A 26,567-nucleotide genomic window follows, 5' to 3' on the forward strand; every position below is an offset into this window, starting at 1 on the left:
GCAGGGTCGTCCCTACAGGAGCAAAAACGGCAGTATATCATTAGCAACAATTCCTTGCCCTAGGCGCATGATGAAAAAAATTTCATTTAGGCATCAAAAATCCCCAAACAGGCGGCCCGGTAGATCATAATCGATGGGCGCGGCCTGCTCATTGCCGCACCACCATCAACCACCATAACAAATCATTTACAGGAGCATTGATGTTACTTTTGGCCCAAATCATTAGCGGACTCATTTTGTTATTGCACGTATATATCGTCTTGCTGGAAACCGTGCTGTTCAACACGCGCGGACGCCGGGTATTCGGCTTGACGGCTGAAAAGGCCGAGATCGTGCGCCCGGCGATGTCGAACCAGGGTTGCTACAACGGTTTCCTGGTGGCCGCGCTGGCCATCGGGTTTATCCATCCCGATGCACAGGTCGCCCACGCCTTCACCGTCTATGGCTTGCTATGCATCGCTGTGGCCGGCATCTGGGGCGCGGCCACCGTGAAAACCAGCATCCTGTACCTGCAAACCGTGCCCGCCGTGATCGCGCTATTGCTGTACCACTACGCTTAAAAACTTGCCTCGGCAAACCGCCGCCACCCCAGGCGGCGCGGCAAGCGCCAGCGAATTTTCCGCGTATATTGTAAAATGTGGGCACTATTATTTAATAATTGCAATACATTTATCGTTCATGTACAAAATAGATGGGGTAAGGCATGGACGTTGATGCCATCCACAAGGCGCTGGCTAATCCGGTGCGGCGGCAGATCCTGTCATGGCTGAAGAATCCCGACCGGTATTTCTGTGAGCAGGCATATCCTCTGGAGTTCGGCGTCTGCGCCGGCATGATCGACCATGCCAGCGGCCTGTCGCAATCGACAGTGTCGGCGCATCTGGCAACACTGCAAAAAGCCGGCCTGATAAGTACAAAAAAGGTTGGGCAATGGAGCTTTTTCAAGCGTAATGAAGAAACGATCCAGGCCTTCCTGAATTATATGAATCAACATTTGTAAACCCAACTGCCCTTCCCCATCCTGACCCGCGCCGGCACGGAGAAGCCCCGCACCGCCTGCGCCAGCCTGCCGTGCCGATGCGCCCATGCGCCCGCCACGCAGGACTTCGGCGCCGCACGCCGCTAGCCCGCCACCTTCCGTTCACCATGCATTTTTAAGTTCACCATGCATTTTTAAGTTCACCAGCAATTTTTTCATATATATCGTAAAATACCGATATTGAAATTCAGAAGTAACGATATATATATCGTGCATGCCCGAAATAGATGGAGCAAACCATGGACGTTGATGCAATCCACAAGACGCTGGCCAATCCGGTGCGGCGGCAGATCCTGTTATGGCTGAAAGAACCCGAGGTCCATTTCCACATGCAGGAACATCCGCTGGAGTTTGGCATCTGCGCCGGCCTGATCGGCCATGTTTGCGGACTGTCGCAATCGACGATATCGGCACATCTGGCGACGCTGCAAAAAGCCGGGCTGGTGAGCACAAAAAAAGTCGGGCAATGGAGTTTTTTTAAACGTGATGAAGAAACGATCCAGGCTTTCCTGGGCTATATGAATCTAGGCTTGTAAGAATCACTACGCGCTATCGCGCATTTTTTATAGGAAATATGATGGCAAACTTATTCGATCCGATCACCATTGGCGATCTACAACTCAACAACCGCGTCATCATGGCCCCGCTGACCCGCTCGCGGGCCGCCAATCCTGGCCGCGTGCCGAATCAATTGATGCTGGAATACTACGTCCAGCGCGCATCGGCCGGCCTGATCCTGACCGAAGCGACGGCTGTCACGCCACAAGGCGTCGGTTACGCCGATACCCCGGGCATCTGGTCCGATGAACAAGTTGAAGGCTGGAAAGCCATCACCACGGCGGTGCACCAGGCCGGCGGCAAGATCGTCTTGCAACTGTGGCACGTCGGCCGCATTTCGGACCCGATGTTCCTCGACGGCGCCTTGCCGGTCGCGCCGAGCGCCATCAAGCCGAAAGGCCATGTCAGCCTGGTGCGACCACAAAAGGAATACGTCACGCCACGCGCCTTGGAACTGGATGAATTGCCAGGCGTTGTCGCCGCCTACCGCAAGGGTGCGGAAAACGCCAGGAAAGCCGGTTTCGACGGCGTGGAAATCCACGGCGCCAACGGTTACCTGCTCGACCAATTCTTGCAAGACAGCACCAACAAACGCAGCGACAGCTACGGCGGCTCGATCGAAAACCGCGCCCGCCTGATGCTGGAAGTCACCGACGCTTGCATCGAAGTCTGGGGCGCCGGCAAGGTCGGCATGCATCTGGCACCGCGCCGCGACAGCCACGACATGGGCGATTCCGATCCTAAAGCCACCTTCGGTTATGTGGCACGTGAATTGCGCAAACGCGGCATTGCCTTCATTTGCGCACGCGAAGCCATCGGCGACGATAGCCTGGGCCCATTCCTGAAGCAGGAATTCGGCGGCGTCTATATCGCCAATGAAAAAATGACCAGGGAAACCGCGCAACAGGTACTGGCTTCCAGCCAGGCCGATGCGGTCGCGTTCGGCGTGCTGTTTATCGCCAATCCTGACTTGCCGCAACGCCTGGAAGCGGACAAGCCATTGAACGCTCCGGTGCCGGCCACCTTCTATGGGGCCGGCTCGACCGGTTATACCGACTACCCTGCCTACGCTTAAGCAGCAGCATCGCTATTAAAAAGGACGCCACGGCGTCCTTTTTAACAACAGCATGATCAACAATCCATTCCGGCACACCCTACACCGCCTGCCGGGATAGCTTCTAATGCATCTGGGTATAGTTCACCGGGATCCACTGATACGTGCCGCCATTCTTGCGCAAGCGGCCCAGGCCGGGGAATTGCAGGTGGGCGGCGCCGATCAGGTAACCGGCCTTGCTGGCATCGTCCAATAGCCGGGTGCGGGCCTGGTCGGCGGATTTGCTATTGCTGTCGAACGCGGTGGTGATCGATGGATCTGCAAACTGCACCGGGCCGAAATGGACCAGGTCGCCGACCAGTACCAGCTTTTGTCCCTTGCTTTGCACCACATAGACGCTATGGCCGGCCGTATGGCCAGCGGCCAGCTGCGACGAAATTCCCGGAATCAATTCAACGTCGCCGTCAAATGCCTGGTATTTCCCGGCAGCCAGATACGGCGCCAGCGCGCTGTTGGCGTTGTTAAAGTCGGCTTTTTGACCCGGCCTGGCCTTGGCCAGGTGTTCCGGATTCAGCCAGAAATCCGACTCATGTTTTTCGGCGCGCACCACGGCATTCGGAAACAGCGCCGCGCCATTCTCCGACAGGCCGCCTTCATGGTCGCTATGCATATGGGTCAGGTAGATTTCATCGACCTGCTCCGGCTGATAACCGGACGCTTTCAGATTGTGCTGCAATTTATTTAATGTCTTGCCAAACATCGTGCCGGAACCGGTGTCGATCAACACCAGCTTGCTGCCGGTATTGATCAGGAAAGCGTTAAACGAGGTTTCCAGCGGACTGGCCAGATAAGACTTGGCCAGTAATTGATTGACCTTGGCCGGCGTGGCGTGGCGCATCAACTGATCGACCGGCAAAGGTTCGGTGCCGTCGCTCAAGGCAGTGACTTCAAAGTCGCCCAGCATCATGCGGAAAAAACCGGGCGCCGGCGTGCCGGCCATCGGCGCGGCGGCCAGCGCCAGGCCCGCCATCGCGCTACCCGCCAGGAAAATGGCGATCTTCGCTGTTGTATACAGCTTATTATGATTCATTACAGTCCTTACAAAGTTTCCTGGTTAAATATGAACATCTGAGCATGAGTGTACAGCAGTCGTTTATCCGCACAGAATATTACTCAATAGCAATGCGGCAAGGGCGTCGGGCTGGAATGTCCGCGCACAGCGCGCCGGCGGCATCGCGTTCGCACTATCGGCGCTGTCTTATGGCGAGATCGCCTTGTGATGACCGTTGATCGCTGGCCAGGCGTGGCCCGGCAAAAAAACCGAAACGCATGCGGACGCGCATCAAGCGCGCGCTACCGGGGTATATGCTGTCTGCGTGGCGTGCCTGCGTCGCTTGTCCTGAAGGCGCGGGCCACGTAGAATGCGGGCGCGGATTTTGTCCGCAATAATAAAACTAAAACGATAAAAACACACTGGAATTGACATGGACGATTTTTACCTGCGGCCGCACGACTTGCCGACCTGGCGCCAGCGCGCATCACTGCGCCTGCTGAACCTGTTCGGCTGGCGCATGCGCTTCCGGCCGCTGCCGGGCCCGCGCGGCATCGCGGTGGTCTACCCGCATACGTCGAACTGGGATTTCATCGTCGGCCTGCTGGGCAAATGGGCGCTCGACTTGCCGTTCCGCTGGCTGGCCAAGGACTCCTTGTTCCGCGGCCCGCTCGGCAAATGGCTGCGTTCGCTGGGCGGCGAACCGGTCGACCGCAGCACCACGTCCGGCACCACCCAGCGCCAGGCGCAACGCATGCTGGCGGCCGACTGGTATTGGCTGGCGATCACGCCGGAAGCCACGCGCAGCTACCGGCCGAACTGGCGCAGCGGCTTTTATCACCTGGCGCTGGAAGCCAAGGTGCCGCTGCTGATCGTCTACATGGATTATCCGAACAAGATCCTCGGCGTGGTCGACCACGTCCACCTGAGCGGCGACAAGGAGGTCGACATGGCGGCGATCCGCGCCGCCTGCGCCGGACATCAGGGCTTGCATCCTGAAAATGCAGCGCCCATCATCCTGTCCGACAAGCGGCCGAACAGCTAGGCTGAACGCTTAAGAGCCTATCCCAGTAGATGAATACGCCCTCTTCTGGCGCCCCTCAGTAGCGGGGACTGCGTTGATCGTCGTCGCGTGGCCCGCCACGCTTCCTCCTCACGCCTGGTCCGCGCTCCCGATGCGCTGCCAGCAGAAGACGCTCACTACTGGGATAGGCTCTAAGTCAAACTGTTAGTTCAGGCCCATCAACACCACGCCGGTGGCGGCAATCGCCGCGCCGGCCGCGCGCACCACGCGCTCGGCCGTGACGAGGCCGATCAGGCGTCCGCTCACCAGCAGCAAGGTGCTGGCGACCATGAAACCCGCCGCCGATTGGAAGTGCGGCAATTCATGACCATGGGCATTGCCGTGCAACAAGGCGAAGGCGCACACCATCGTCATGCTGGCCCAGCCCGGCAAGCGGGTCGCCAGCGCGATCACCACGCCGGTCAGCGCGACCGATGCGGCGATGCCCATTTCCAGGCCCGGTATCGTCAAGCCCGCCACGCCGGTGACGGCGCCGACCAGCATCATCACCAGAAACGCCAGCGGCAGCGCGGCGCTCTTGCCCTGTTGCGTGCTCCACATGCCGACGCCCAGCATCGCCAGCAAATGATCGAGGCCGGTAAACGGATGCATGAAGCCGGCGCTGAAAGTCACCGACACGGCGTTCGTCAGCGGATGGGCCGAAGCCGGCAAGGCGCTCAAGGCAAGTACGCCGGCGATGGCCGCGCGCGGCAAGGTAATCTGTTTCAACTGTCGCTCCTGGTTTAAAAAAATTGGTTTTTCTGGTCGAGCAAGCCTTGCTCGCGGATGAAATCGATGACGAACCGCACGCCGTCGCCGCTGCGCAGATTGGTGAACACGAATGGCCGCTCGCCGCGCATGCGCTTGGCGTCCTGGGCCATGATGTCGAGGTTGGCGCCGACATACGGCGCCAGGTCGGTCTTGTTGATGATCAGCAAATCGGAACGGGTGATGCCCGGCCCGCCCTTGCGCGGGATCTTTTCTCCGCCGGCCACGTCGATCACGTAAATCGTCAGGTCCGACAATTCCGGGCTGAACGTGGCGGCCAGGTTGTCGCCGCCGGATTCGACCAGGATCAAGTCCAGGTGCGGGAAATCGGCTTGCATGCGCGAGATCGCTTCCAGGTTGATCGACGCGTCTTCGCGGATCGCCGTGTGCGGACAGCCGCCGGTTTCGACGCCCATCAGCCGCTCGGCCGGCAAGGCGTCGGCGCGCAGCAGGATTTCCATGTCTTCCTTGGTGTAGATATCGTTGGTGATGACCGCCATGTCATACCGTTCGCGCATGCCTTTGCACAGCATTTCGCACAAGGCGGTCTTGCCGGAACCGACCGGACCGCCGATGCCGACGCGCAGGGGATTCGATGTCACGCTATTCATATATGTTGTCTCTCTTTTTTAAAAATTGTCAGGAGCGGTACAGCCGGCTGTATTGAACCTCATGCTGCATCGACAGCAGCGACAAGCCGGGCGACCAGTTGCTCATCTCGTCGTCGGACAGCGTTTGCGCCAGCTGCGCCGCCTGTTCGATATCGGCGCGCAGCGACAGCAGCAGGCGTTGACCGGCGACCTGCCCCAGCGGCACCGATTTGACGCACACCAGCACCTGGTTTTCAGTCCACGCGAACAGCATCGCCAGCAAGGCCGCGTCGTGCGGAATCTCCAGCGCCGCCACCGCGCAGGCGAACGCGGTCGGCAGCGCCACTTCCGGCTGGCCTTGCAGCATGTCGATCAACTCGCCGTCGGCGACGCCCAGTTCGGCCAGCAGCTTGCTTAAAGAATACCCCATCTGTATCGTCTCGGCGCGGAATTCGGCGCTGTCGCGCGATGCGATAAAGCGCTCGCTCCACTCCAGCACGGCCGCCAGGTCGCGCGCCTGGAACGCCCGCATCAAACGCCAGCACAGCGGCGCTTCCCAGCGTGCCACCACCTGTTGTAAATGGTCGGCGATCCAGGCCCGCGCCGTGCCGGCGTCCTTGACGATGCCGCGTTCCAGCGCCGCTTCCAGTCCCTGCGAATAACTGTAGGCGCCGATCGGCAACGCCGGACTGGCAAATTGCAGCAAATGCAGCAGCGCGCCGGCTTGCATGCTCACTGCGGATCGTGCGGACGGTGGATTTTCTGGCGCAGCGGGATCGGCGCCAGCGGATGGTGGCTGTCGCCGTCGTGCGCATGACCATGGCCGCCGCCGTAGGCGCCCGCTTCCGGCTCGAACGCCGCGTCTTCTTCCAGCACGGTGGCGTGCAAGCCTTCCAGCATTTCCTTCAATACCGGGTCGCGCCGGATGCGCAGGAAGCCGTCGCCGACATGGGCTTGCGTATGCCGGTTGCCGAGGTGGAAAGCGCAGCGCAGCAAGGTGTGCGCATCGGCGCAGCGGATCAGGTAAGTCGGCTCTTTCGCGGCAATAATTTTTACCACGCGGCGGTCTTCGCCGGTCAGCAAGTCGCCGTCGCGCAGCACCGTGCCGCGCACCGTGAACACCGCCACTTCCTCGCCGCTGTCCATGGTGGCGCGCAGCCGGCATTTTTCACGCAATTCATACGGCAGCACCAGCTGGCCGTCGATGCGGTCGGCCTGGGCCAGCTTGGTATGCAAAGTTAACATCGACATCCCTCTTAAAATAGAAAATAACGCTGCGCCATCGGCAGCACGGTGGCGGCTTCGCACACCAGCAACTGGCCATCGGCGCGCACTTCATAGGTTTCAGCGTCGACTTCCATGTGCGGCGTGGCGCCGTTATGGATCATATCGCTCTTGCGCACATGACGCATCCCCTTGACCGCGATCAGCGACTTGTTCAGCTTCAGCTGATGGCCGATATCGGCGTCATAGGCGGCCTGCGACACAAAGGTAAACGATTTTTTCAGGCCGCCGCCGAAGGCGCCGAACATCATCCGGTAATGCACCGGCTGCGGCGTCGGAATCGAGCCGTTCGGGTCGCCCATCTGGGCCGCCGCGATCATCCCGCCCTTCAGTATCATCGACGGCTTGACACCGAAGAAGGCCGGTTTCCACAGCACGATATCGGCGATCTTGCCCACTTCCAGCGAGCCGACCACGTGCGAGATGCCGTGCGTGATGGCCGGGTTGATGGTGTATTTGGCGATATAGCGCTTGGCGCGGAAATTGTCGTTGCGGCCGCTGTCCGGCGCCAGCGCGCCGCGCTGCACCTTCATCTTGTGCGCGGTTTGCCAGGTGCGCATGATGACCTCGCCGACCCGCCCCATCGCCTGGGAGTCCGACGACATCATCGAAATGGCGCCGATATCGTGCAGGATGTCCTCGGCGGCAATGGTTTCGCGGCGGATCCGCGATTCGGCGAACGCCACGTCCTCGATGATCGCCGGGTCGAGGTGGTGGCACACCATCAGCATGTCGAGGTGCTCGTCCAGCGTATTGACGGTGAACGGGCGGGTCGGATTGGTCGACGACGGCAGCACATTGCCCTGGCCGACGGCGGCGATGATGTCCGGCGCATGGCCGCCGCCGGCGCCCTCGGTATGGAAGGTGTGGATGGTGCGGTCCTTGAACGCGGCCAGCGTGTGCTCCAGGAAGCCGCCCTCGTTCAGCGTGTCGCTGTGCAGCGCGACCTGGATATCCATCCGGTCGGCCACCGACAGGCAGTTGTCGATCGCGGCCGGGGTGCTGCCCCAGTCCTCATGCAGTTTCAGGCCGATGGCGCCGGCCTGGATCTGCTCTTCCAGCGGCGCCGGCAGGCTGACATTGCCCTTGCCGAGAAAGCCCAGGTTCATCGGGAACGCGTCGGCCGCGCCCAGCATCGAGTGCAGATGCCACGGTCCCGGGGTGCAGGTGGTGGCGGCGGTGCCGACCGCCGGCCCGGTGCCGCCGCCTATCATGGTGGTGACGCCGCTCATCAGCGCTTCCTCGATCTGCTGCGGGCAAATGAAATGGATGTGGGTGTCGACTCCGCCGGCGGTGACGATCATGCCTTCGCCGGCGATGATTTCGGTGGCGCCGCCGATGACCAGCGTGACGTTCGGCTGGATGTCCGGGTTGCCGGCCTTGCCGATGCCGGCGATGCGGCCGTTCTTCAGGCCGATGTCGGCCTTGACGATGCCCCAGTGGTCGAGGATCACCGCATTGGTGATCACCGTGTCCATCACGTCGGCCGCGTTGCGCTGGGACTGGCCCATGCCGTCGCGGATCACCTTGCCGCCGCCGAATTTCACCTCTTCGCCGTAGACCGCGTAATCGTGTTCGATCTCGATGAACAATTCGGTGTCGGCCAGCCGGATCCGGTCGCCCTTGGTAGGGCCGAACATTTCGGCATACGCGCTGCGCGGGATACTCGCCATATCAATCCTTCCGTGCAGGTTGGTCCTTCAAGGCGCCCATCACCTCGCCGTTAAAACCGAACACCTTGCGCTCGCCCGCCAGCGCCACCAGTTCGACGGTGCGCTGCTGGCCCGGCTCGAAGCGCACCGCGGTGCCGGCCGTGATATTGAGGCGCATGCCGTAAGCGCGCCAGCGCTCGAACGACAGCGCCGGATTGACTTCGAAAAAGTGGAAATGCGAACCGACCTGTATCGGCCGGTCGCCGCGGTTGGCGACCACCACAGTGGCCGTGCTGCGGTCCACGTTCAGGCTGATTTCGCCTTCTTCCAGGATATATTCACCGGGGGTCATGCTGCTCTCCTTTTGGAACGGGTATTCAGGGTATCGGGTTATGCACGGTGACCAGCTTGGTGCCGTCGGGGAAAGTGGCTTCGATCTGGATGTCCGGGATCATTTCGGCGATGCCGTCCATCACGTCGGCGCGGCTGAGGATACTGGCGCCGTCCGACATCAGCTGGGCCACCGACTTGCCGTCGCGCGCGCCTTCCATGATGGCAGCGCTGATCAGCGCCACCGCTTCCGGATAGTTCAGCTTCAAGCCGCGCGCCAGGCGGCGCTCGGCCAGCAGGCCGGCGGTAAAGATCAGCAGCTTGTCTTTTTCTCTTGGCGTCAAATCCATGGTTTATCCTGTCAAGTGTTCCAGATGCGCGGCACCACGGCCGCGCGGTCGAGCAAAAAGGGACGCAGCAACTGCCACGCGGCCAGCATCACCCGGCGCGCCTGTTCGCTGTCATCGCCGAGGTAGCGCAGCACCAGCAAGCCCTTGACCTGGCTGGCGCCGAAGCTGCTGCCGGGCGGCACCGCGATCGCGCGCACGGCGGCCAGCAGCGCCGCCGGGGCCTGCTGGCCGACCGCGATCAGCGTCGCGCAGACGCTATGGCCATGCAGGCCCAGCGGGCTGCGCAACAGCGCGCCGCCGCCGGCCAGCGCGCCCTGCTCCCACCAGATCAATTTGCCGCCGCGGCGGATTTGCGTGCGTTGCGTGATGGCGCCGCTGTTGAACGATTCGCCCGAGGCGCTGCGGCCCAGGCATAAAATCTCGCAGCCGATATAGGTGGCGTCGGGCGCCAGCGTGATGGTTTGTTCCAGGGCCACGTGGGCCTGGTCGAAGAAAATGCTCTCTTGCGGCATCCACTCGATGCTGGCGCCGTCGCCGGCCGACAAGTCGATGCGCTGGCGCGAGATCTTGCCGTTCGCCTTGTACCACTTGGCGGCGCCGGGAGACGTCAGGAAAGCGTGCGCCGCGCGGCCGACGCGGGCGCTGACCGCCAGCTGGTCGCCGCCGACCACGCCGCCGGGCGGATGCACCACGATCGCGTGGCATACCGCGCCGCCTTCCGGATACAGCGGCTTTTGCACCCGCAGCGGGCCGCAGTGGCTGCGCTCGACCAGCCGCGTCACGCCGGCGTCATCCTCGAAGCCGAGCGCCAGCCGCGCATGCCATGCGCTGTCGCTCGCGGCGGGTGCTTCGGTGGCGCTACTATCGGGCATGAAAGGCAATCGAGTGGATGAGACTGTTACCCAAAGCACGTTGCGTGCCAGCCACAAATACGATGGCGCGCACAAAACGCACCGATCTTGCACCAAGTTGGACGTGCGGCACCATATTGGTGCGGCAAAGTCACAACATCACCGCCAGAGGGCGTTGATGGACGCCAGCCGCACAGCGCCAGTCAGCGCACGACTGGCACGCCGCTAATCCTCCACAGCGCTTTCAGGATAAGGCCCCTTGCCGCCTTCGGTGATAAAAGCCTCGATGCGTTTTTCGAGCACCGGCAGCGGCACCGATCCCAGTTCCAGCACGGTGTCGTGGAAGGCGCGGATATCGAAACGCTCGCCCAGCACCAGCTCGGCCTTGCGGCGCGCGTTGATGATCGCCAGCTCGCCCAGGTAATACGACAGCGCCTGCCCCGGCCAGGAAATGTAGCGGTCGACTTCGGTCTCGATTTCATGCGCCGACAACGCGGTATTGTCGTGCAAATAGGCTTGCGCCTGTTCCCGGCTCCAGCCTTGCGCGTGGATGCCGGTATCGACCACCAGCCGCGCCGCGCGCCAGGCCTGGTAGCTGAGCATGCCGAAGGTTTCGTAAGCGTCGGCGTAGATGCCCATTTCGGCGCCCAGCCGTTCCGCATACAACGCCCAGCCTTCGCCGTAGGCCGAAATATAGGCGTTGCGGAACGCCGGCCGGTCTTTCTGCTCCATCGCCAGCGGGATCTGGAATGCGTGGCCCGGCGCCGACTCGTGCAGCGTCAGGGCCGGCAGGCTGTACAGCGGCCGCGACGCCAGGTTGTAGGTATTGACCAGGTAGATGCCTGGCCCGCCCCTTCCCGACGTGTAGAACGGCGCCTGCTCGGGCGGCACCGGCACGATGCCGAAACGGCGCCGCGGCAAGTGGCCGAAATACTGGTCCGCCCTGGCGTCGAATTTCTTGGCGATGAAGGCGGCGCGCATCAGCAATTCTTCCGGCGTCCTGGCGTAGAACCGCGGATCGGTGCGCAGGAAGGCCAGGAAGGCCGGGAAATCGCCCTTGAATCCGGTTTGCCGGATCGCCGCGTCCATTTCAAGCCGGAGGTTCGCCATTTCGCTCAGGCCGAGACGATGTATCCATTCGGCGCTTACATCGGTGGTGGTGAATTCGACGATCTTCGACTGGTAATACGCCTTGCCGTCGGGCAGGCTCTCGGCCGCCAGCGCGGTCGCCGCATGCGGCAGGTATTCGCCGCGCATGAAGGCCAGCAGCGCGCCATACGCGGGCATCACGGCATTGCGGATCGCCGCGGCGCCCTGTTCGCGCAGCTGGCGCTGCTGCTCCGGCGGCATGCCTTCCGGCAGATGCTGGAACGGCTGGTAAAAGATGGTCGCTTCCGGACTGGCCGCATCGGCCACCGCGCTGAGCGCCACGTCGCGCCCGGCCAGCGTTACTTGCGGCGGCGTGAAACCGCGCCGCAAGCCGGCCCGCATGTTGACGATCTGCTCCCGGAAGTAGCGCGGCACGTCGTTCAGGCGGGCGATGTAGTTGCGGTAGTCGGCCGCTTGCCGGAAGCTCTGGCGCGCCAGGTAGCTCAGGTCGGTCCAGAACGCGGAATCGGCGTTCAGCGGCTTTTCATATTCGCGAAATTGCTGGGCCGCGATCAAGTCGCGGATTTGCGCCCGGTACACCGCATAGTTGATCTGCTGCGGCGCCGACAGGCTGCCGCTGTCGAGCGCGTCGAGACGGGCCTGCACGGCGCGCCAGTACGCCAGCCGTTGCTGCTGGGCCGCCGCGTCGACCCGCGGCAGGCTGGTCCCTTGCAGCCGATACGGGTCCAGGTCCTGGCTTTTGCGCCATTGCCATTCCTGGGTATAAATCTCCTTGAAGCTGCCGTCGGCGCTGGCCGCGGCGTAGGACGGCGCATGACAAACCCACAACATGCCGGCGCCCAGCAGCGCCGCTCTGATCTTTTTCATGTTTCTCGACAAAGTAAAAAATCAGACAGCGTACAGGTTTTTCTGTTCGCGCAGCAATTCGGTAAAGGCCACGGCTTCCAGCGGGCGGCTGAAGTAATAGCCCTGCATTTCGTCGCAGCCGTGTTCGGCCAGGAACGCCACCTGGGCGCGCGTTTCGACGCCCTCGGCGATCACCCGCATGTTCAGGTTGTGCGCCAGCGAAATCACCGACAGTGCGATCGCCGCGTCGCTGGTGCTGGTGGTCACGTCGTCGACGAAGGATTTATCGATCTTCAGCACGTCGATCGGGAAGCGTTTCAGGTAGCCGAGACTGGAATAACCGGTGCCGAAATCGTCCAGCGAAATGCTGACGCCGATGTCTTTCAGGCGCTTCAGCGCGGCCACCGCCTTGTCCGGGTCGCCCATGACGGTGCTTTCGGTGATTTCGATGCCCAGGCAGGACGCCGGAATGCCGTTGCCGCGCAGCGTCGCTTCGACGAATTGCACCGTGCGGTCCTGGGCGAACTGGTTGCCCGACAGGTTGACCGCGACCTTGATCTGGCCCAGCCCGTCGTCGTGCCAGCGGCGCATTTGTCCGCACACGGTTTCCAGCACCCATTCGCCGATCGCATTGATCAAGCCGTACTCCTCGGCCAGCGGGATGAACATGGCCGGCGAGACCTTGCCCAGCACCGGGCTGTCCCAGCGCAGCAGCGCTTCCGCGCCCAGCATGGCGCCGCTGCGCAGGCACACTTGCGGCTGGTAGTGCACCGTGAATTCATCGCGCGCGACGGCGCCGCGCAACTGCTGCTGCACCGCCAGCCTGGCGCGGACGTCGATATCCATCCGCTCGGTGAAAAAGGCATAGTTGTCGCGCCCGGTTTCCTTGGCCCGCACCAGCGCGGTGTCGGCCTTGCGCAGCAAGTCGTCCAGCGTCATGCCGTCGTTCGGGCACTGGGCGATGCCGATGCTGGTGGTCAGCACCATGCGGTGGCCGTCGACGCTCAATTCCTCGCGCAAGCCTTGCAGGATTTTTTGCGCCACCGCCAGCGTGGTCGTCATTTGCGCATCGTCTTGCAGGATGACCTGGAATTCGTCGCCGCCCTGGCGCGCCACCGTGTCGCCGGTGCGCAGGCAGGAACCGATGAATTTGGCGACCGCCCGCAGCGCCTTGTCGGCCACCGGCGGGCCGAAGGAATCGTTGATGCTCTTGAAGCGGTCCAGGTCCAGGCACATCACCACCACCCGCCGGCCGTCGCGCAGCGCGGCGGCGCGCGCCTGTTCGAAACGTTCGTTGGCCAGCAGCCGGTTCGGCAAGCCGGTCAGCGCATCGTGGTACGACAGGAAATCGATCAGGCGCTGCTCGGCCTTGCGTTCGCTGATGTCGAGGAATGCGGTGATGTAGTTGATCACCGCGCCATCCGGTCCCAGCACTTTCGACACGCTCAGCAGGCAGGGATAGATGTCGCCGCTCTTGCGCCGGGTCAGCACTTCGCCGTACCAGTGGCCGCCGGCGCGCAAGCCCTGCTCCATCGCCGACAACGGCACGTCGTCGCCGTTCTCGGCGGCCAGCGTGGCGATGTCGCGCCCCAGCGCTTCTTGCGCGCTGTAGCCGGTGATGCGGGTGAACGCGCGGTTCGACGCGACGATGGCGCGGTCCGGCGTGGTGATCACGATGGCGTCCTGGGTCGCCTCGAACACTTGCGCCGACAGGCGCAGCAATTCTTCATTGGCGCGCCGCGCGCCGGCTTCCTGCGCCAGGTCGCGCGCCACCTGCTCCAGTTCGGCGGTGCGTTCCGCCACGCGCTGCTCCAGCATGGTGCGCTCGGCCGCCAGTTGCCGCTGCGCGCGGCACAGCCGCACGTGGGCGTCGGCGCGCGCCAGGATTTCCTCGACCTGGAACGGCTTGGCGATGAAATCGACCGCGCCCAGTTCAAAACCGCGCAGCTTGTCGCCGGTGTCGTGCTGGGCCGACAGGAAAATCACCGGCACATGCCGCAACTGCTCCGATTCCTTGAGGCGGCGGCACACTTCAAAACCGTCGATGCCGGGCATGCGCACGTCGAGCAGGATCAGTTCGGGCGGGTGCGCCTGCGCGCTCCATAACGCCAGTTCGCCATTCGGCGCCTGGCGCACCGCATAACCGGCGCCGCCGAGCAAGTCGCTCAGCAGCTTGAGCGACGCCGGGCTATCTTCGACGATCAGTATTTCGCCTTTGGTGTGGGGTTCCGACAAATCGCGATGCATGTGATGGAAGTTCTTTCAGCCTGGGTTGGTGACGGATTGCGCCGCATGGGTATTGGCATCGTCGAGCAATTGCCACAATTGCTGGTACTGGTGGTTGCCGATCATCAGGCCGATGCGCCCGGCCAGCAGCGGCTCGCTGGCCGCGATGCCGGCCAGGATCACGGCGCCGCCGCGCACGTCGAGCTGGCGCACCGCCTGCTGCAGCGCGCGCCGCGCCTGCGGCTGCAGCGTTTCCAGCTCGCCGGCCAATAACGGCGGCTCGGCCGCGCGGCTGGCGGATGGCGCGGCGCCGCCGCGCAGGAATACCAGGCCGAGTTGCCGCTCCAGCACCGCGAACAGCTTTTCCTGCTCCACCGGCTTGCGCAGGAAATCGTCGGCGCCGGCCGCCAGCGCCGCCTGCCGCTCATCTTCAAAGGCGGACGCGGTCATGATCACGATGCGCGGCCGATGCCCGCCGATACGCGGCAGGCGGCGCACCTGGCGCGTCAATTCCAGGCCATCCATCAGCGGCATGCGCCAGTCGGCCAGCAGCAGGTCCGGCGCCTGCCGCGCCTGGTTTTCCAGCAGCCGCAGCGCCTGTGCCCCGTCGCCGGCCTGGCTGACCACAAAACCCAGCGGTTCCAGCAGCGCCGCCAGCAGCTTGCGGCCGTCGCCGTCGTCGTCCACCAGCAGGATGCAACGGCCGCGCTGCGCCGGCGGCAAGCCCGTCACGCGTCCGGCGCCGGACGGCTGCTGCGGCGCGCCCGGCATCGGCAAGCGTTCGGCCGGCACCGTGAAGCTGAATTCGGAGCCCTGCCCCAGCACCGATCGCACCGCCAGCTGGCCGCCCATCAGGCGCACGAATTCGCGCGAAATCGTCAGGCCCAGGCCGGTGCCGGCCTGTTGCGCGGCGCTGTCGGCTTGCACGAACGGTTCGAAAATCCGCGCCAGGTCTTGCGGCGCGATGCCGCTGCCGGTGTCGCGCACGGCGAACCCCAATGCCAGCCGCTCACCCGCCAGGCCGGTCACCCGCAACGATAGCGTGACGCTGCCGCGCTCGATGAACTTGACCGCGTTCGACATCAGGTTCAGCAACACCTGGCGCAGCTTGGCGCCGTCGATGCGCACCAGCGGCGGCACGATATTGCTGTCGAGCCGCAGCGCCACCTGCTCTTGCTTGCTGCGCAGGCGCATCATGTCGAGCACGTCATCCAGCAATTCCGTCAAATCGACGTTGGATGGCTGCAACTCGATGCGCCCGGCTTCGATTTTCGACAATTCGAGGATGTCGTTGATCAGGGTCAGCAAATGATGGCCGGCGCGGTTGATGATCGCCAGATTGTTCTTTTCTTCGTCGCGCATGCTGCTGGAATCGGCCATCAATTGCGAAAACCCGATCACCGAATTGAGCGGCGTGCGCAATTCATGGCTCATATTGGCCAGGAATACGCTCTTGGCGCGGTTGGCCGCTTCGGCGTCGGTCACCGCCACCGACAGCGCGGCGGTACGCTGCTGCACCAGTTCTTCCAGGTGGTTGCGGTGTTGCAGCAGCTCCTGCTCGCCTTTCTTGCGTTGCGTGATGTCGATAATGCCGCCGCGCACCAGCCTGCGGCCGGCCGCCGGCAATCTGACCAGCCGCACTTCGCACGGGAATACCCGGCCATCCTTGCGCCGCACCTGCCATTCCACCATCAGCGATTCGCCGCGCATGGCGCGCTCCAGATGGTGCTTCAGCACCTGCTCCGACAGCGGCCCCTCGGGCTGCTGCGGCGCATACAACTCCATCGGCCCGCTGGCCAGCAGCGCGGCGCGGCTCATGCCCAGCATGTGCTGGGCGTTGGTATTGACGTCGACAAAACGGTCCAGGTCCAGGTCATACACCAGGATCGCCTCGGGCGCATGCTCGACCAGGATGCGGAAGCGCTGCTCGCTTTCGGCGCTGTCGGCCTGGGCCCGTTTCAGCCGGCCGCGCTGCAGCAGCAAGGCCAGCAACATCGCCATCAGCGCGGCAAACACGCCCAGCGCGGCCAGCACCACGCCGCGGTGCTGCTGCCACAGCGACGGCGGGCGGTTGATCAGCACGGCGCCGGCCGGCAGCTGGTCGAGATCGGCATTCCAGCGCAGCAGCTGGCGCCAGTCGTACATGCTGACATGCGCGGCTGGCGGCAAGTCGGCATTGCCCGACATGCTCAAACTGCCGTCCAGCAAGGCCAGCGAGGTTTGCGCCAACTGTCCGGCGGCGCGTTCGATATGCAGCACCGAACCGCCGACCACGCCCTGGCCGACGCTGGTGTTGTAAATGGCGAACGCCGGCATATTGGACAGCGCCGCCAGTTCATCGACGAATTGCAGCGGCGTGGCCAGCGCGCCATCGACGTCGCGGTTGACGCTGCTGCAAATCAGGATGGTATCGGCTGGCAAGTTTGCGACGCGCCGGCGCATCTGGTCCAGGCCCAGGTTATCCAGGTATTCAAACACCAGCCGCGCCGCCCACGGTCCGGCCGCTTGCTGCATGGCGCGCTTGAAGACCTGGTCGGCGTCGGATGCGCCGGCCGCGACCACCACCCGCCTGGTATGCGGAAACAAGGCGATCGCTTCGCGCAGCGTGCCGCCGAAATCGGCATTGGCTTTTTGCTGCCACACTTGCACACCCTGGGCGCCAACCAGCGGCGTGGCCATGGTATTGATGGCCAGCACCGGCGTGCGGCGCGCCAGTTCCGGCACTTCGGCCAGCAAATAATCGAGGGCTGGCTGCTGCATCGCGACGATCAGGTCGGTGTGCGCGGTTTTGTAGCGTTCAAGCAACAGCCGGCGTATGCTGCTGCGCAATTCGGCGCCATCGTTGCGGTTCAGGTTCAGGTATTCGACGCTGATGTTTTCGCTGCTGATGCCGGCCCCGTTGAGCGCCGCGACATAGGTGCGGGTAAAACTTTCGACGCCGGCGCGGCCATAACCGTAGGCGTTCAGGAACAGGATGCGCTTGGCTTGCGGCGGGACCGCCGCGGCCGGCCGCGCAGCGTCGCTCATCAGGCAGGCGCAGGCGGTCGCCAGGCACAGCACCGAGGCGCGGATACGACCCGCCGCGCCCTGCCGCAAGCGCAACGGTTTCAGACGCAAGGCCGCTGGCGCCACGCCCCTTGCATCTCTATTCATGTCGACTCCGTTTTCTATCGATTCGCAGCGCCTCACAGTAGCCCGAAGATTGGCACTTTATACATCAAAGTATGATAACGTTATCACGCAGGCAAGTCCATGCCACAGAGCATGATTTAAACCCCATCGCCACCAGAATATGATGCAACTCAAACCAGCCAGCCAGTCAGATATTCCGGCCATGTGGGCCTTGCGCAGCAATGCCGTGCGCATCAGCTGCGCCACGCATTACCGTGCCGATGAAATCAGCGCCTGGAGCGCGACGCCGGCGCCGGCCTCGTATGCGGCGCTGATCGCCGCCGGCGGCGCGCTGCTGGCCATGCAAGGCGCCGGCTTGGCCGGCTATGCCATGCTCGATAGCGCCGGCGCCGAAGTCGATGCGGTCTTCGTCGATCCGGCCAAGGGCGGCCAGGGCATAGGCGGCGCGCTGCTGCGCGGGCTGGAGCAGTTGGCGGCTGAAAAGCAGCTTGACAGGCTGCACCTGTACGCGGCATTGAACGCGGTACCGTTTTACCTGCATGCCGGATATATTGCCTTACGCGACGAGCAATATGCCCATCCCAGCGGCATCTTGCTCAATTGTCTCTACATGGAAAAACAACTGGCCTGAGCCATTTCAGGCCGTTGTCAGCGCCGGATGCAAGTCGGCGCTGGCCAGCGCGGTGCTCAAATACACCTTGCCGCTCAACTCTTGCAGCAGCTTGCTTTGCCTCAGGCGGTCCATCACCGGCCCCTTGACTTCCGCCAGGTGCAGCCGGATGCCGCGGCCGGACAGTGCGCGGTTCAATTCCAGCAAGCCGAACAGCGCGGTACTGTCGATTTGATTCACTGCCGACAGCACCAATACCAGGTGCCGCGTGGCCGGACGGGCCAGCAATTCTTCTTCCACTTTGTCATTGACCGCGTCGACGTTGCCGAAGAACAGGCCCGCGTCTATGCGCAGCAGCAGGATTTCCGGCCAGGTTTCAGCCTGATAGCGCTCCACGTTGCGGTAATGTTCGCTGCCCGGTATGCGCCCCAGCACCGCGATATGCGGCCGGCTGGCGCGCCAGATCAGCGTGCCCATCGACAACAGCACGCCGATCACCACGCCCGCCTCGACGCCCAGCACCAGCACGCCGGCCGTGGTGGCCAGCAAGGCCAGCGCATCGCTGCGGTCGTAGCGCCAGGCTTTCTTCAGGGTATCCCAGTCGAGCAGGCCGGACACCGCGAAAACGATGGTGGCGGCCAGCACCGGCAGCGGCAGCATGGCCAGCCAGCCGGTCGGCGCCACCAGCGCCAGCGCCAGCAAGATGGCGCTGATGATGCTGGCCAGCGGGGTGTTGGCGCCGGCCGAAAAATTGACCGCCGAGCGCGAAATGCTGCCCGTGACCGGAAACCCGCCGGACAAGGCGCTGGCCACGTTGGCCGCGCCCAGGCCCAGCAATTCATGGTTGGTGCGCAGCTTTTCGCCGCGCTTTTGCGCCAGGGTTTGCGCCGCGGACATGCTCATCAGGAACACGATGAAGGCGATCAGCAGCGCCGGCGACAGCAAGGCGCGCCAGTGCTGGCTGGAGCTGGCCAGGTTCAGCGACGGCAAGCCGGCCGGCACATTGCCGGTGACGGCCACGCCGGCGTGCGACAAGTCGAGCCAGCCCACCAGCACGGTGCTGCCCAGCACCAGCAGCATCGGCGCCAGCCGGGCGCCGGTGTCGGCGGCCGCCGCGCTGCAGCCGCAACGGCGCAGCAGGCGCCCCAGGTAGTGTTTAGCCAGCCACAACAGCAACAGGCTGGCCAGCCCCAGCGCCGCGCTCGGGCCATGCCAGTGCGGCAGGCTGGCGCCCAATAAAGAGGGAATCTGGCCGACTACGATGACGATCGCGGCGCCATTGCTGAAACCGCTGATCACCGGACGCGACAGGAAACTGGCCATGAAACCGAGCCGCAATATCCCGCACAGCAGCAGCACCAGGCCGCTGATCAGCGCCAGTTGCGCGGCCAGCACGACATATAAGGTGGAACCGGGGTCGGCCAGCGGCGCCAGCGCGGCGGCCGTCATCAGCGCGACGATCGCCATCGGCCCGACCGATTGCGTCATGCTGCTGCCGAACAGCGAATACAGGATCGGCGGCAAGATACTGGCATAAATCCCGACCACCGGCGGCAAACCGGCGACCAGCGCGTACGCCATGCCCTGCGGAATCATCATCATCGCCACCACAATCCCGGCCGTGATATCCCCGGCCAGCATGGAAGACTGATATTTCCTTAACCAAAGCAACATGTAGACACCCGCCATCCAAAAACCGCCAGCCTACCATGGGACGGGGCTGGCGGACAGGGGCGCGGCGGTCGCGCTAACCTTCCAGCTCGGGTAGCCGGTGCCGCAGCTGCTCCAGCTGCTGCGACACCGCGCTCAGGATTTCGCGCGAAAAGTCATCGTCGTCGACCGAGCGCGACAGCACCATCGCGCCCACCATCGACGCGTAGGTATGGATCGCCTGCTGGCGCCGCTGTTCCGGCGAGCCATCCGGCATCAAGTCGGCCATGATCTCGAATTGCTTGCGGGTGGCGTGGGTAAATGCCGGCCGGGCCGATGAACCGAGGCGCGCCACATCCGGCCCCAGCGCCGCGACGGGGCAGCCATAGCCCGGATTATCGCGGTGCTCCGGCGTCAGATAACCGTCGATAATATTGGCCAGCGCCTGTTCCGGTTGCGGCGTTTTTTCCACCTTGCTGCGCCAGCCCTCGACCGAATGTTTCAGCGCATGTTGGCACGCCTCGGTCATCAAATCCTCTTTCGACGCAAAATGGCCGTAAAAGCCGCCATGCGTCAAACCGGCGTTCTTCATCAAATCGGCCACCCCGATGCCATCGTAGCCATGTTCGCGAAATAACTTTGCGGCAACATTGACGATACGTTCACGGTTCAACGCGGCTTGTTCTCTGCTAACTTTCATATGGACCTCCTCACGACCGGCAATAAACATTATGGGCGTAATATATACTACGGAAATGAAGAAAGCATTAATTTTTACGTCATCGTTCTTTTTTATTCACATGTGTTGTTCACTCATCGCCGTTTTTTCGTTGCACCAGCGAGCCGATGCCGCTCCCCGCCGAGCCCGGAACGCCAATTTTTTGCATTTGTGAGGAACCGCACCGTCCGCCGCACGCTCTACCTCAATACTCGACACCTGTCTGTAATGCGTTTTAAGGAGCTTGACATGAGCAACTCTGAAAACAAGGCCGAATCGGCCGGCAACCTGCAGCGCTCGATGCAGAAGCGGCAAGATGGCCGTGACCGGCGCGCGACCGCCCCGACAACGGAAGACAAACCCGCCGCGCAGACCGGCAAGCGCGATTACCCGGCGCCGCCATTGCCGCGGCAACAGCTGGACCATCCCGGCGCGGAAGCGCGCATGCAACTGAAGCCGCAATTCCTGGCGCCCGACTATTGCGGCAGCGGCAAGTTGGCCGGCTTGTCCGCGATCATCACCGGCGGCGATTCCGGCATCGGCCGCGCGGTGGCCGTGCTGTACGCGCGCGAAGGCGCCGACGTGGCCGTGATTTACCTGAATGAACATGAAGACGCCAACCAAACCAAGCGCTACGTCGAGGCCGAGGGCCAGAGCTGCCTGCTGATCAGCGGCGACGTGCGCGACCCCGCGTTTTGCCAGGGCGTGGCCCGCCAAGTCATGTCCACCTTCGGGCGTATCGACGTGCTGGTCAACAACGCCGCGTTCCAGGAGCATGCCGAATCGCTCATGGAATTGACCGAGGAACGTTTTGATTTGACGATGAAGACCAATGTCTACGGTTATTTCCACATGGCCAAGGCAGTCTTGCCGCACTTGCGGCGTGGCGCCGCCATCATCAACACCGGTTCCGTGACCGGCTTGAAAGGCTCGAAAAAACTGCTCGATTATTCAACCACCAAGGGCGCCATCCACGCGTTCACGATGTCGCTGGCGTCCAGCCTGATCGAGCAAGGCATCCGGGTCAACGCGATCGCGCCCGGCCCGGTATGGACGCCGCTCAATCCGGCCGACAAATCGCCGGACCAGATCGCCGGCTTCGGCCAGGACACCAGCATGGGCCGCCCGGCCCAGCCGGAGGAATTATCGCCGGCCTATGTGTTCCTGGCGTCGGCCGCCTGTTCCAGCTACATCACCGGGATTGTCTTGCCGGTGACCGGCAGCGTCGGCGAATAGCGGGCTGGCACAAGGAACACGCCATGGCCAGGCCGCGGGCATCGATCTGCGCGGCTTGAACTGCGTGGCTTCGGGCCGCTGCATGGCCGCCGCAACAAGCGCCCCTTTCGATCGGGACGAATGGTCAATAGAACGGATCGCCGCGACATGGCCAGCACGCGCCATTCCCACTACAGTTGAATGCGTCGCGGCGAGATAGGCGTTTCGCCACCAGCCGTCGCTGTGGAGCCTGCCGCCAAGCAGCGCCGGGCCCTTTTTCATTTGCTCCCAAGGAACTCTGATGCACCAAAAACACCCAGTAAAAGAAACCATCCGCGTCGCCGCTGTGCAATACGCGCCGGACCTGAGCAACCCCACGGGCACGCTGGAGCGTGTGCTGGCGGCGGTCAAGGAAGCCGCCGGACGCGACTGCCGGCTGCTAGTTTTCCCGGAAACGTTTATTCCTTACTACCCCTACTTTTCGCTGGTGCACCCGCCGGCAAAGATCGCGGCCGAACATAACCGGCTGTATGACAACGCGGTCACCATCGGCGGTCCGGTGACCGATGCGCTGGCAGCGGCGGCGCGCGCGCACCGCATCGTCATCTCGGTCGGGGTTACCGAGCGCGACCACGGTTCGCTGTACAACACCCAGCTGGTGTTCGACGCCGATGGCGCCTTGATCATGAAGCATCGCAAGACGCTGCCGGCGTTCCACGAACGCATGATCTGGGGCCAGGGCGACGGCGCCAGCCTCAAGGTCGTCGACAGCGATGTCGGCCGCCTGGGCGCGCTCACTTGCTGGGAGCACTATAATCCGCTGGCGCGCTTCGCACTGATGGCGCAGCACGAGCAAATCCATATCGCAACTTATATTGGCTCCGTATTCGGCCCGGTATTTACCGAGCAGACGGAAATCCAGTTGCGTAATCACGCGCTGGAAAGCGCTTGCTTCGTGATCAACGCCACCGGCTGGCTGACGCCTGAGCAAGTCGCCGGCATCACCGACGATCCGGACATGCAGGTCGTGCTGAGCGGCGGCTGCATGACCGCGATCATCGGCCCCGACGGACGCCACCTGGTGCCGCCGCTGACCAGCGGCGAAGGCATCCTGGTGGCGGACCTGGACCTGGGCGAGATCGTCAACCGCAAACGCATGATGGATTCGGTCGGACACTACTCGCGTCCCGATATCCTCAGCCTGGCAATCCACCAGCGCACGCCTGCCCAGCTGCAGGTGGCGCCGCGCGACGCGGCGCCCGTCCAGCATGAGCAAAATACGGCCGGCAACGGTATAGTCACGGCGTCTTGAGGAGAAACATCGATGCTGCCGTACCAAAACCAGCCGCCTGACGCAGGGCCATATTGGACGCGTTAAGCCGGCTTCTGTCGCTGCACCCGGTGCATACGGCGCTCAACAGCCGTTGCGTGCTGGGTGTGCCGTCACGCATGGAACACCTGGCGCAATCGCATGGCGTCGCACCGTATCACCTGATCGTATCCGGCAGCGTCAACGTGCACATCAGCGGCGGCGATGCGGTCACGCTGCATGCCGGCGATGTGATCTTGTTTCCACAAGGTCATGCGCATAGCCTCCAGGCCGGCATGGTCCACGCCACCGGTGCCGGGACGGAAATTTTATGCGGGCAATTTCATGGCGCCTCCTCGGCGGCCACCGCGCTAATGGCGGCGCTGCCGCACATGGTGCTGATCCGCACCGCGGGCCGGTCCGACCTGGCCGGCTTGGGCCGCCTGATCCTGTTGCTCCACGATGAAGCGGCCCAGTCGGCGCCGGGAGCGGAAGCGGTGATCTTTCATTTGGCGTCGGCGCTGTTTTCCTTGCTGTTGCGAAGCTGGCTGCGGCAATCGTCCCACCTGGACGGCCTGTTCGCGCTGCTGGCGGAGCCACGCCTGGCGCCAGCGCTGCAACGCATGCTGAGCGCCCCCGGCGCCGCCTGCAGCATCGACCAGATGGCCAGCGCCTGCAGCCTGTCCAGGACCACTTTCATGCGCCTGTTCCGGCTCGCCGCAGGCATGGGCCCGGCGCAGGTACTGCAGCGGCTGCGGATGGCGCAAGCCGAGCAATGGCTGGCAAGCAGCCGCCAATCGATCGGGCAGATCGCCGATGTCGTCGGCTACCAGTCGGAAGCGTCTTTCAACCGCGCGTTCAAGCGCCGCACCGGCGTCGGGCCTGGAGAATACCGACGCCGTGTCGCACAGCTTGATAGCGACGGCCATCCACGACCCGGCGGCCAGCAGGCGCATGACCTGCTCGATGATTTATTCAAGCAGCATGCATGACGTGCTCAACATTGTGTCGGATTGAGATTGCTTTTATAAAAAGCACTCGCTAGACTTATTTTCATTATATTTTTTTATATTATTCCGAAAATATCGGCAGCACTAGCGAGGATGCCAGCATGAGCACGATATTCAACAAATCCGCCGCCGCGGCAGGCGGCCCAACGCTGTCGTCGCTGGCCTGGCAGCGCCAGAACAACCGCCTGCTGCGACTGCACTTTCCGCACCAGGACGGGCCGGACGCGGTGATGCTGGCCAACCGCATCGATGCGCTGGAAAGCCTGTCGCGCGACTTTCAATTCACGGTGGAAATCATTTCCGACGACGCCGGTATCGCCCTCAAGGATGTGCAAGGCAAGATGGTCACCGTCGAACTGGTGCGCGAAGACCGCGGCCTGCGCTACTTCAACGGTTATGTATTCGAATTCCGCCGGCTGCGCGCCGATGGCGGCCTAGTGTATTACAGCATGGTGCTGCTGCCGTGGCTGGCCTATCTGCGCCTGCGCCAGGACAACTATTTATTTCATAACAAAAACCTGCGCGCGCAAACCGACGACATCTTCGCCGACTACCTGGTGCGCGACAGCGCCTTGCGCATCGCCGGCGCCGATGCGGTGATGACCGACGCCTGCCAATACCACGAAAGCGACTATAACTACCTGCACCGGCGCTGGGAACAGCAAGGCTGGCTGTACTGGTACGAACACCGGGCCGACGGCCACACGCTGGTGCTGTCGGACGATAGCACGCAAGCCGCAGCCATCGATGGCGAGCGCGGCGACATACCGTTCCAGGGCGCCGCCGGCGCCAGCGAAGACGACGGCCTGGCCGAGTGGGCGCCGGTACGGCGGCTGGTGCCGGCCAGCGTGGCCCTGTCGAGTTTCGACTTCAAGGACCCGCGCCCCGGCCATGTCGGCTTGCCCAGCACCAACCAGCAAGGTAATGTGCTGCGCCAGGAAGTCCATGAGTACAGCGGCGCCTACGGCTTTCGCGACAGCGCCGACGGCGATATGCAGACCCGCTTGCGACTGGAAGAAATCGAAGCCGGCGCCAAGCATTTTGACGGCGCCGGCAACGACCGCAGCGCCCAGCCAGGCCGCTGCTTCGAACTCAGCGGCCACTTCGATGATGTGGACGGCGCAGCGCAAACCAGGATCTTCCTGATCATCGAAGTGCGCCATCACGCCAGCAATAATTACCAGTCCGGCCAGGCCGCGCCATCGCACTACAGCAACCACATGCGCTGCATCCGCAAATCGATCCCGTGGCGGCCCGGACGCGGCTACAACAGCAGCGAACCGAAAATCTACGGCGTGCAGACGGCGCTGGTGGTCGGCGCCGCCGGCGACGACATCCATACCGATGAATACGGCCGGATACGGATCCAGTTCCACTGGGACCGGGTCGGCGCCTACGACGATAAAAGCTCGGCCTGGGTACGCGTGGCCAGCGCCTGGTCGGGTCCCGGTTTCGGCATGACGTCGATCCCCCGCGTCGGCAGCGAAGTCATCGTGCAATTTCTCGACGGCAATCCCGACCGGCCGCTGGTCACCGGCACGGTGCCCAATGCCGACAATATGCCGGCCTGGACCTTACCCGCCAACAAAACCCAGAGCGGCATCCTGTCGCGCTCGACGCCGGGCGGCGGCCCCGACAACGCCAACGCGCTGCGCTTCGACGATAAAAAAGGCGCCGAACAAGTGTGGCTGCAAGCGGAACGCAACCTGGATACCAACATCAAGCACGATGAAACGCTGGCCGTGGCGCATGACCGCAGCCATTTTGTCGGCCACGACGAACAGCGCCGCATCCAGAACATGCTGGTGGAAACCGTCAAGGCCGGCACCTTGCAACAGGTCGGGACCGACAAGAATACCTTGGTCGGCCAGCATTACAAGATCGAAGCCGGCGACAGTTTTGAAATCACCTGCGGCCAGGCCAAGTTTTACATGGACAAGAGCGGCAATGTCGCCATCACCGGCAAAAACATCAATATCAGCGCCAACGGCCCGGTGCAAATGAATGGCAAGATCATCGACCTGAACCCGGACGGCGGCGCGGCGGCGGTCGCCGCCAGCCCGAAAGGCGGCGCCGCGATCAGCGCCGATGTCGATGCCCAGTTCGGCGCCAGCTAACACCTGTTTCTCCACTTCATCACCAGCGAGGCCA

General features: G+C 63.2%; 24 protein-coding genes. 10 read left to right on the top strand and 14 right to left on the bottom strand.

The genetic code is table 11. The features are described 5' to 3' along the window. Window positions 1–200: 200 nt before the first annotated feature. The 4 genes from GJA_RS13330 (at window position 201) to GJA_RS13345 (ending at window position 2,672) form a co-directional block, all read left to right on the top strand. Entirely contained in the window at window positions 201–560 is a 360-nt protein-coding gene (locus GJA_RS13330; protein WP_038493038.1) for a DUF1304 domain-containing protein, read from the top strand. Between the two features lie 143 nt (window positions 561–703). Beyond that, complete coding sequence (locus tag GJA_RS13335) at window positions 704–1,000, top strand: ArsR/SmtB family transcription factor (protein ID WP_038493040.1); 297 nt, start codon at window positions 704–706, stop codon at window positions 998–1,000. Between the two features lie 278 nt (window positions 1,001–1,278). Beyond that, window positions 1,279–1,575, top strand: coding sequence for an ArsR/SmtB family transcription factor (locus tag GJA_RS13340; RefSeq protein ID WP_038493042.1), 297 nt, complete (start codon window positions 1,279–1,281; stop codon window positions 1,573–1,575). Between the two features lie 41 nt (window positions 1,576–1,616). Then, on the top strand, window positions 1,617–2,672 hold the full coding sequence (locus GJA_RS13345) for an alkene reductase (protein ID WP_174525974.1): 1,056 nt from the start codon (window positions 1,617–1,619) through the stop codon (window positions 2,670–2,672). A gap of 103 nt (window positions 2,673–2,775) precedes the next feature. Here GJA_RS13345 and GJA_RS13350 read toward each other — a convergent pair whose 3' ends face one another. After that, complete coding sequence (locus GJA_RS13350) at window positions 2,776–3,741, bottom strand: MBL fold metallo-hydrolase (RefSeq protein WP_051780810.1); 966 nt, start codon at window positions 3,739–3,741, stop codon at window positions 2,776–2,778. A gap of 394 nt (window positions 3,742–4,135) precedes the next feature. Here GJA_RS13350 and GJA_RS13355 point away from each other — a divergent pair, with 394 nt between their 5' ends. After that, on the top strand, window positions 4,136–4,747 hold the full coding sequence (locus GJA_RS13355; RefSeq protein ID WP_038493046.1) for a 1-acyl-sn-glycerol-3-phosphate acyltransferase: 612 nt from the start codon (window positions 4,136–4,138) through the stop codon (window positions 4,745–4,747). A 183-nt stretch (window positions 4,748–4,930) separates the two neighbouring features. On the opposite strand, the gene GJA_RS13360 is transcribed toward GJA_RS13355, so the two are convergent. From GJA_RS13360 to GJA_RS26190, 11 genes are all read right to left on the bottom strand, one after another. Continuing rightward, window positions 4,931–5,494, bottom strand: a complete 564-nt coding sequence (locus GJA_RS13360) for a HupE/UreJ family protein (RefSeq protein ID WP_081905395.1) — start codon at window positions 5,492–5,494, stop codon at window positions 4,931–4,933. A gap of 14 nt (window positions 5,495–5,508) precedes the next feature. Continuing rightward, complete coding sequence (gene ureG / locus GJA_RS13365) at window positions 5,509–6,144, bottom strand: urease accessory protein UreG (RefSeq protein WP_038493048.1); 636 nt, start codon at window positions 6,142–6,144, stop codon at window positions 5,509–5,511. A 28-nt stretch (window positions 6,145–6,172) separates the two neighbouring features. Further along, window positions 6,173–6,853: an urease accessory protein UreF gene (locus GJA_RS13370; RefSeq protein WP_038493050.1), complete on the bottom strand. Its 681-nt coding sequence runs from the start codon at window positions 6,851–6,853 to the stop codon at window positions 6,173–6,175. Window positions 6,854–6,855: 2 nt separating this feature from the next. Continuing rightward, on the bottom strand, window positions 6,856–7,368 hold the full coding sequence (ureE, locus tag GJA_RS13375) for an urease accessory protein UreE (protein ID WP_038499786.1): 513 nt from the start codon (window positions 7,366–7,368) through the stop codon (window positions 6,856–6,858). Between the two features lie 11 nt (window positions 7,369–7,379). Further along, on the bottom strand, window positions 7,380–9,080 hold the full coding sequence (gene ureC / locus GJA_RS13380; protein ID WP_038493052.1) for an urease subunit alpha: 1,701 nt from the start codon (window positions 9,078–9,080) through the stop codon (window positions 7,380–7,382). Between the two features lies 1 nt (window position 9,081). Continuing rightward, window positions 9,082–9,411 (bottom strand): urease subunit beta, encoded by a 330-nt coding sequence (locus GJA_RS13385; protein WP_038493053.1) that lies wholly within the window; start codon window positions 9,409–9,411, stop codon window positions 9,082–9,084. A gap of 25 nt (window positions 9,412–9,436) precedes the next feature. Next, complete coding sequence (gene ureA / locus GJA_RS13390; RefSeq protein WP_038493054.1) at window positions 9,437–9,739, bottom strand: urease subunit gamma; 303 nt, start codon at window positions 9,737–9,739, stop codon at window positions 9,437–9,439. 11 nt (window positions 9,740–9,750) lie between these two features. Continuing rightward, window positions 9,751–10,611, bottom strand: a complete 861-nt coding sequence (locus GJA_RS13395) for an urease accessory protein UreD (RefSeq protein ID WP_038499789.1) — start codon at window positions 10,609–10,611, stop codon at window positions 9,751–9,753. Between the two features lie 204 nt (window positions 10,612–10,815). Further along, on the bottom strand, window positions 10,816–12,567 hold the full coding sequence (locus GJA_RS27985; RefSeq protein WP_038493056.1) for a DUF885 domain-containing protein: 1,752 nt from the start codon (window positions 12,565–12,567) through the stop codon (window positions 10,816–10,818). 21 nt (window positions 12,568–12,588) lie between these two features. Then, entirely contained in the window at window positions 12,589–14,793 is a 2,205-nt protein-coding gene (locus GJA_RS27990) for a two-component system response regulator (protein ID WP_038493058.1), read from the bottom strand. 15 nt (window positions 14,794–14,808) lie between these two features. Continuing rightward, entirely contained in the window at window positions 14,809–17,925 is a 3,117-nt protein-coding gene (locus GJA_RS26190) for a sensor histidine kinase (RefSeq protein ID WP_081905396.1), read from the bottom strand. 142 nt (window positions 17,926–18,067) lie between these two features. On the opposite strand from GJA_RS26190, the gene GJA_RS13415 reads away from it, so the two are divergent. Beyond that, a complete protein-coding gene (locus tag GJA_RS13415; RefSeq protein WP_038499793.1) occupies window positions 18,068–18,535 on the top strand; it encodes a GNAT family N-acetyltransferase in 468 nt (155 codons plus the stop codon). Window positions 18,536–18,541: 6 nt separating this feature from the next. Here the strand turns inward: GJA_RS13415 and GJA_RS13420 are convergent, their stop codons facing one another. Continuing rightward, window positions 18,542–20,188, bottom strand: a complete 1,647-nt coding sequence (locus GJA_RS13420) for a SulP family inorganic anion transporter (protein WP_038493060.1) — start codon at window positions 20,186–20,188, stop codon at window positions 18,542–18,544. 73 nt (window positions 20,189–20,261) lie between these two features. Then, window positions 20,262–20,864, bottom strand: a complete 603-nt coding sequence (locus GJA_RS13425; RefSeq protein WP_051780818.1) for a TetR/AcrR family transcriptional regulator — start codon at window positions 20,862–20,864, stop codon at window positions 20,262–20,264. Window positions 20,865–21,131: 267 nt separating this feature from the next. Here GJA_RS13425 and GJA_RS13430 point away from each other — a divergent pair, with 267 nt between their 5' ends. The 4 genes from GJA_RS13430 (at window position 21,132) to GJA_RS13445 (ending at window position 26,533) form a co-directional block, all read left to right on the top strand. After that, window positions 21,132–22,118, top strand: coding sequence for an SDR family oxidoreductase (locus GJA_RS13430; protein ID WP_038493062.1), 987 nt, complete (start codon window positions 21,132–21,134; stop codon window positions 22,116–22,118). Window positions 22,119–22,398: 280 nt separating this feature from the next. Further along, complete coding sequence (locus GJA_RS13435; protein WP_051780820.1) at window positions 22,399–23,409, top strand: nitrilase-related carbon-nitrogen hydrolase; 1,011 nt, start codon at window positions 22,399–22,401, stop codon at window positions 23,407–23,409. Window positions 23,410–23,462: 53 nt separating this feature from the next. After that, window positions 23,463–24,398, top strand: a complete 936-nt coding sequence (locus GJA_RS13440; protein WP_081905397.1) for an AraC family transcriptional regulator — start codon at window positions 23,463–23,465, stop codon at window positions 24,396–24,398. 119 nt (window positions 24,399–24,517) lie between these two features. After that, entirely contained in the window at window positions 24,518–26,533 is a 2,016-nt protein-coding gene (locus GJA_RS13445) for a type VI secretion system Vgr family protein (RefSeq protein ID WP_081905398.1), read from the top strand. The last annotated feature ends 34 nt before the right edge of the window (window positions 26,534–26,567 follow it).

The organism is Janthinobacterium agaricidamnosum NBRC 102515 = DSM 9628 (assembly GCF_000723165.1).
Taxonomy (GTDB): Bacteria; Pseudomonadota; Gammaproteobacteria; order Burkholderiales; family Burkholderiaceae_D; genus Janthinobacterium; species Janthinobacterium agaricidamnosum.

Coding starts and splice junctions, on each gene's coding strand:
- GJA_RS13330 (WP_038493038.1), top strand. CDS start 201: ATGTTACTTTTGGCCCAAATCATTAGCGGACTCATTTTGTTATTGCAC.
- GJA_RS13335 (WP_038493040.1), top strand. CDS start 704: ATGGACGTTGATGCCATCCACAAGGCGCTGGCTAATCCGGTGCGGCGG.
- GJA_RS13340 (WP_038493042.1), top strand. CDS start 1,279: ATGGACGTTGATGCAATCCACAAGACGCTGGCCAATCCGGTGCGGCGG.
- GJA_RS13345 (WP_174525974.1), top strand. CDS start 1,617: ATGGCAAACTTATTCGATCCGATCACCATTGGCGATCTACAACTCAAC.
- GJA_RS13350 (WP_051780810.1), bottom strand. CDS start 3,741: ATGAATCATAATAAGCTGTATACAACAGCGAAGATCGCCATTTTCCTG.
- GJA_RS13355 (WP_038493046.1), top strand. CDS start 4,136: ATGGACGATTTTTACCTGCGGCCGCACGACTTGCCGACCTGGCGCCAG.
- ureG (WP_038493048.1), bottom strand. CDS start 6,144: ATGAATAGCGTGACATCGAATCCCCTGCGCGTCGGCATCGGCGGTCCG.
- GJA_RS13370 (WP_038493050.1), bottom strand. CDS start 6,853: ATGCAAGCCGGCGCGCTGCTGCATTTGCTGCAATTTGCCAGTCCGGCG.
- ureE (WP_038499786.1), bottom strand. CDS start 7,368: ATGTTAACTTTGCATACCAAGCTGGCCCAGGCCGACCGCATCGACGGC.
- ureC (WP_038493052.1), bottom strand. CDS start 9,080: ATGGCGAGTATCCCGCGCAGCGCGTATGCCGAAATGTTCGGCCCTACC.
- GJA_RS13385 (WP_038493053.1), bottom strand. CDS start 9,411: ATGACCCCCGGTGAATATATCCTGGAAGAAGGCGAAATCAGCCTGAAC.
- ureA (WP_038493054.1), bottom strand. CDS start 9,739: ATGGATTTGACGCCAAGAGAAAAAGACAAGCTGCTGATCTTTACCGCC.
- GJA_RS13395 (WP_038499789.1), bottom strand. CDS start 10,611: ATGCCCGATAGTAGCGCCACCGAAGCACCCGCCGCGAGCGACAGCGCA.
- GJA_RS27985 (WP_038493056.1), bottom strand. CDS start 12,567: ATGAAAAAGATCAGAGCGGCGCTGCTGGGCGCCGGCATGTTGTGGGTT.
- GJA_RS27990 (WP_038493058.1), bottom strand. CDS start 14,793: ATGCATCGCGATTTGTCGGAACCCCACACCAAAGGCGAAATACTGATC.
- GJA_RS26190 (WP_081905396.1), bottom strand. CDS start 17,925: ATGAATAGAGATGCAAGGGGCGTGGCGCCAGCGGCCTTGCGTCTGAAA.
- GJA_RS13415 (WP_038499793.1), top strand. CDS start 18,068: ATGCAACTCAAACCAGCCAGCCAGTCAGATATTCCGGCCATGTGGGCC.
- GJA_RS13420 (WP_038493060.1), bottom strand. CDS start 20,188: ATGTTGCTTTGGTTAAGGAAATATCAGTCTTCCATGCTGGCCGGGGAT.
- GJA_RS13425 (WP_051780818.1), bottom strand. CDS start 20,864: ATGAAAGTTAGCAGAGAACAAGCCGCGTTGAACCGTGAACGTATCGTC.
- GJA_RS13430 (WP_038493062.1), top strand. CDS start 21,132: ATGAGCAACTCTGAAAACAAGGCCGAATCGGCCGGCAACCTGCAGCGC.
- GJA_RS13435 (WP_051780820.1), top strand. CDS start 22,399: ATGCACCAAAAACACCCAGTAAAAGAAACCATCCGCGTCGCCGCTGTG.
- GJA_RS13445 (WP_081905398.1), top strand. CDS start 24,518: ATGAGCACGATATTCAACAAATCCGCCGCCGCGGCAGGCGGCCCAACG.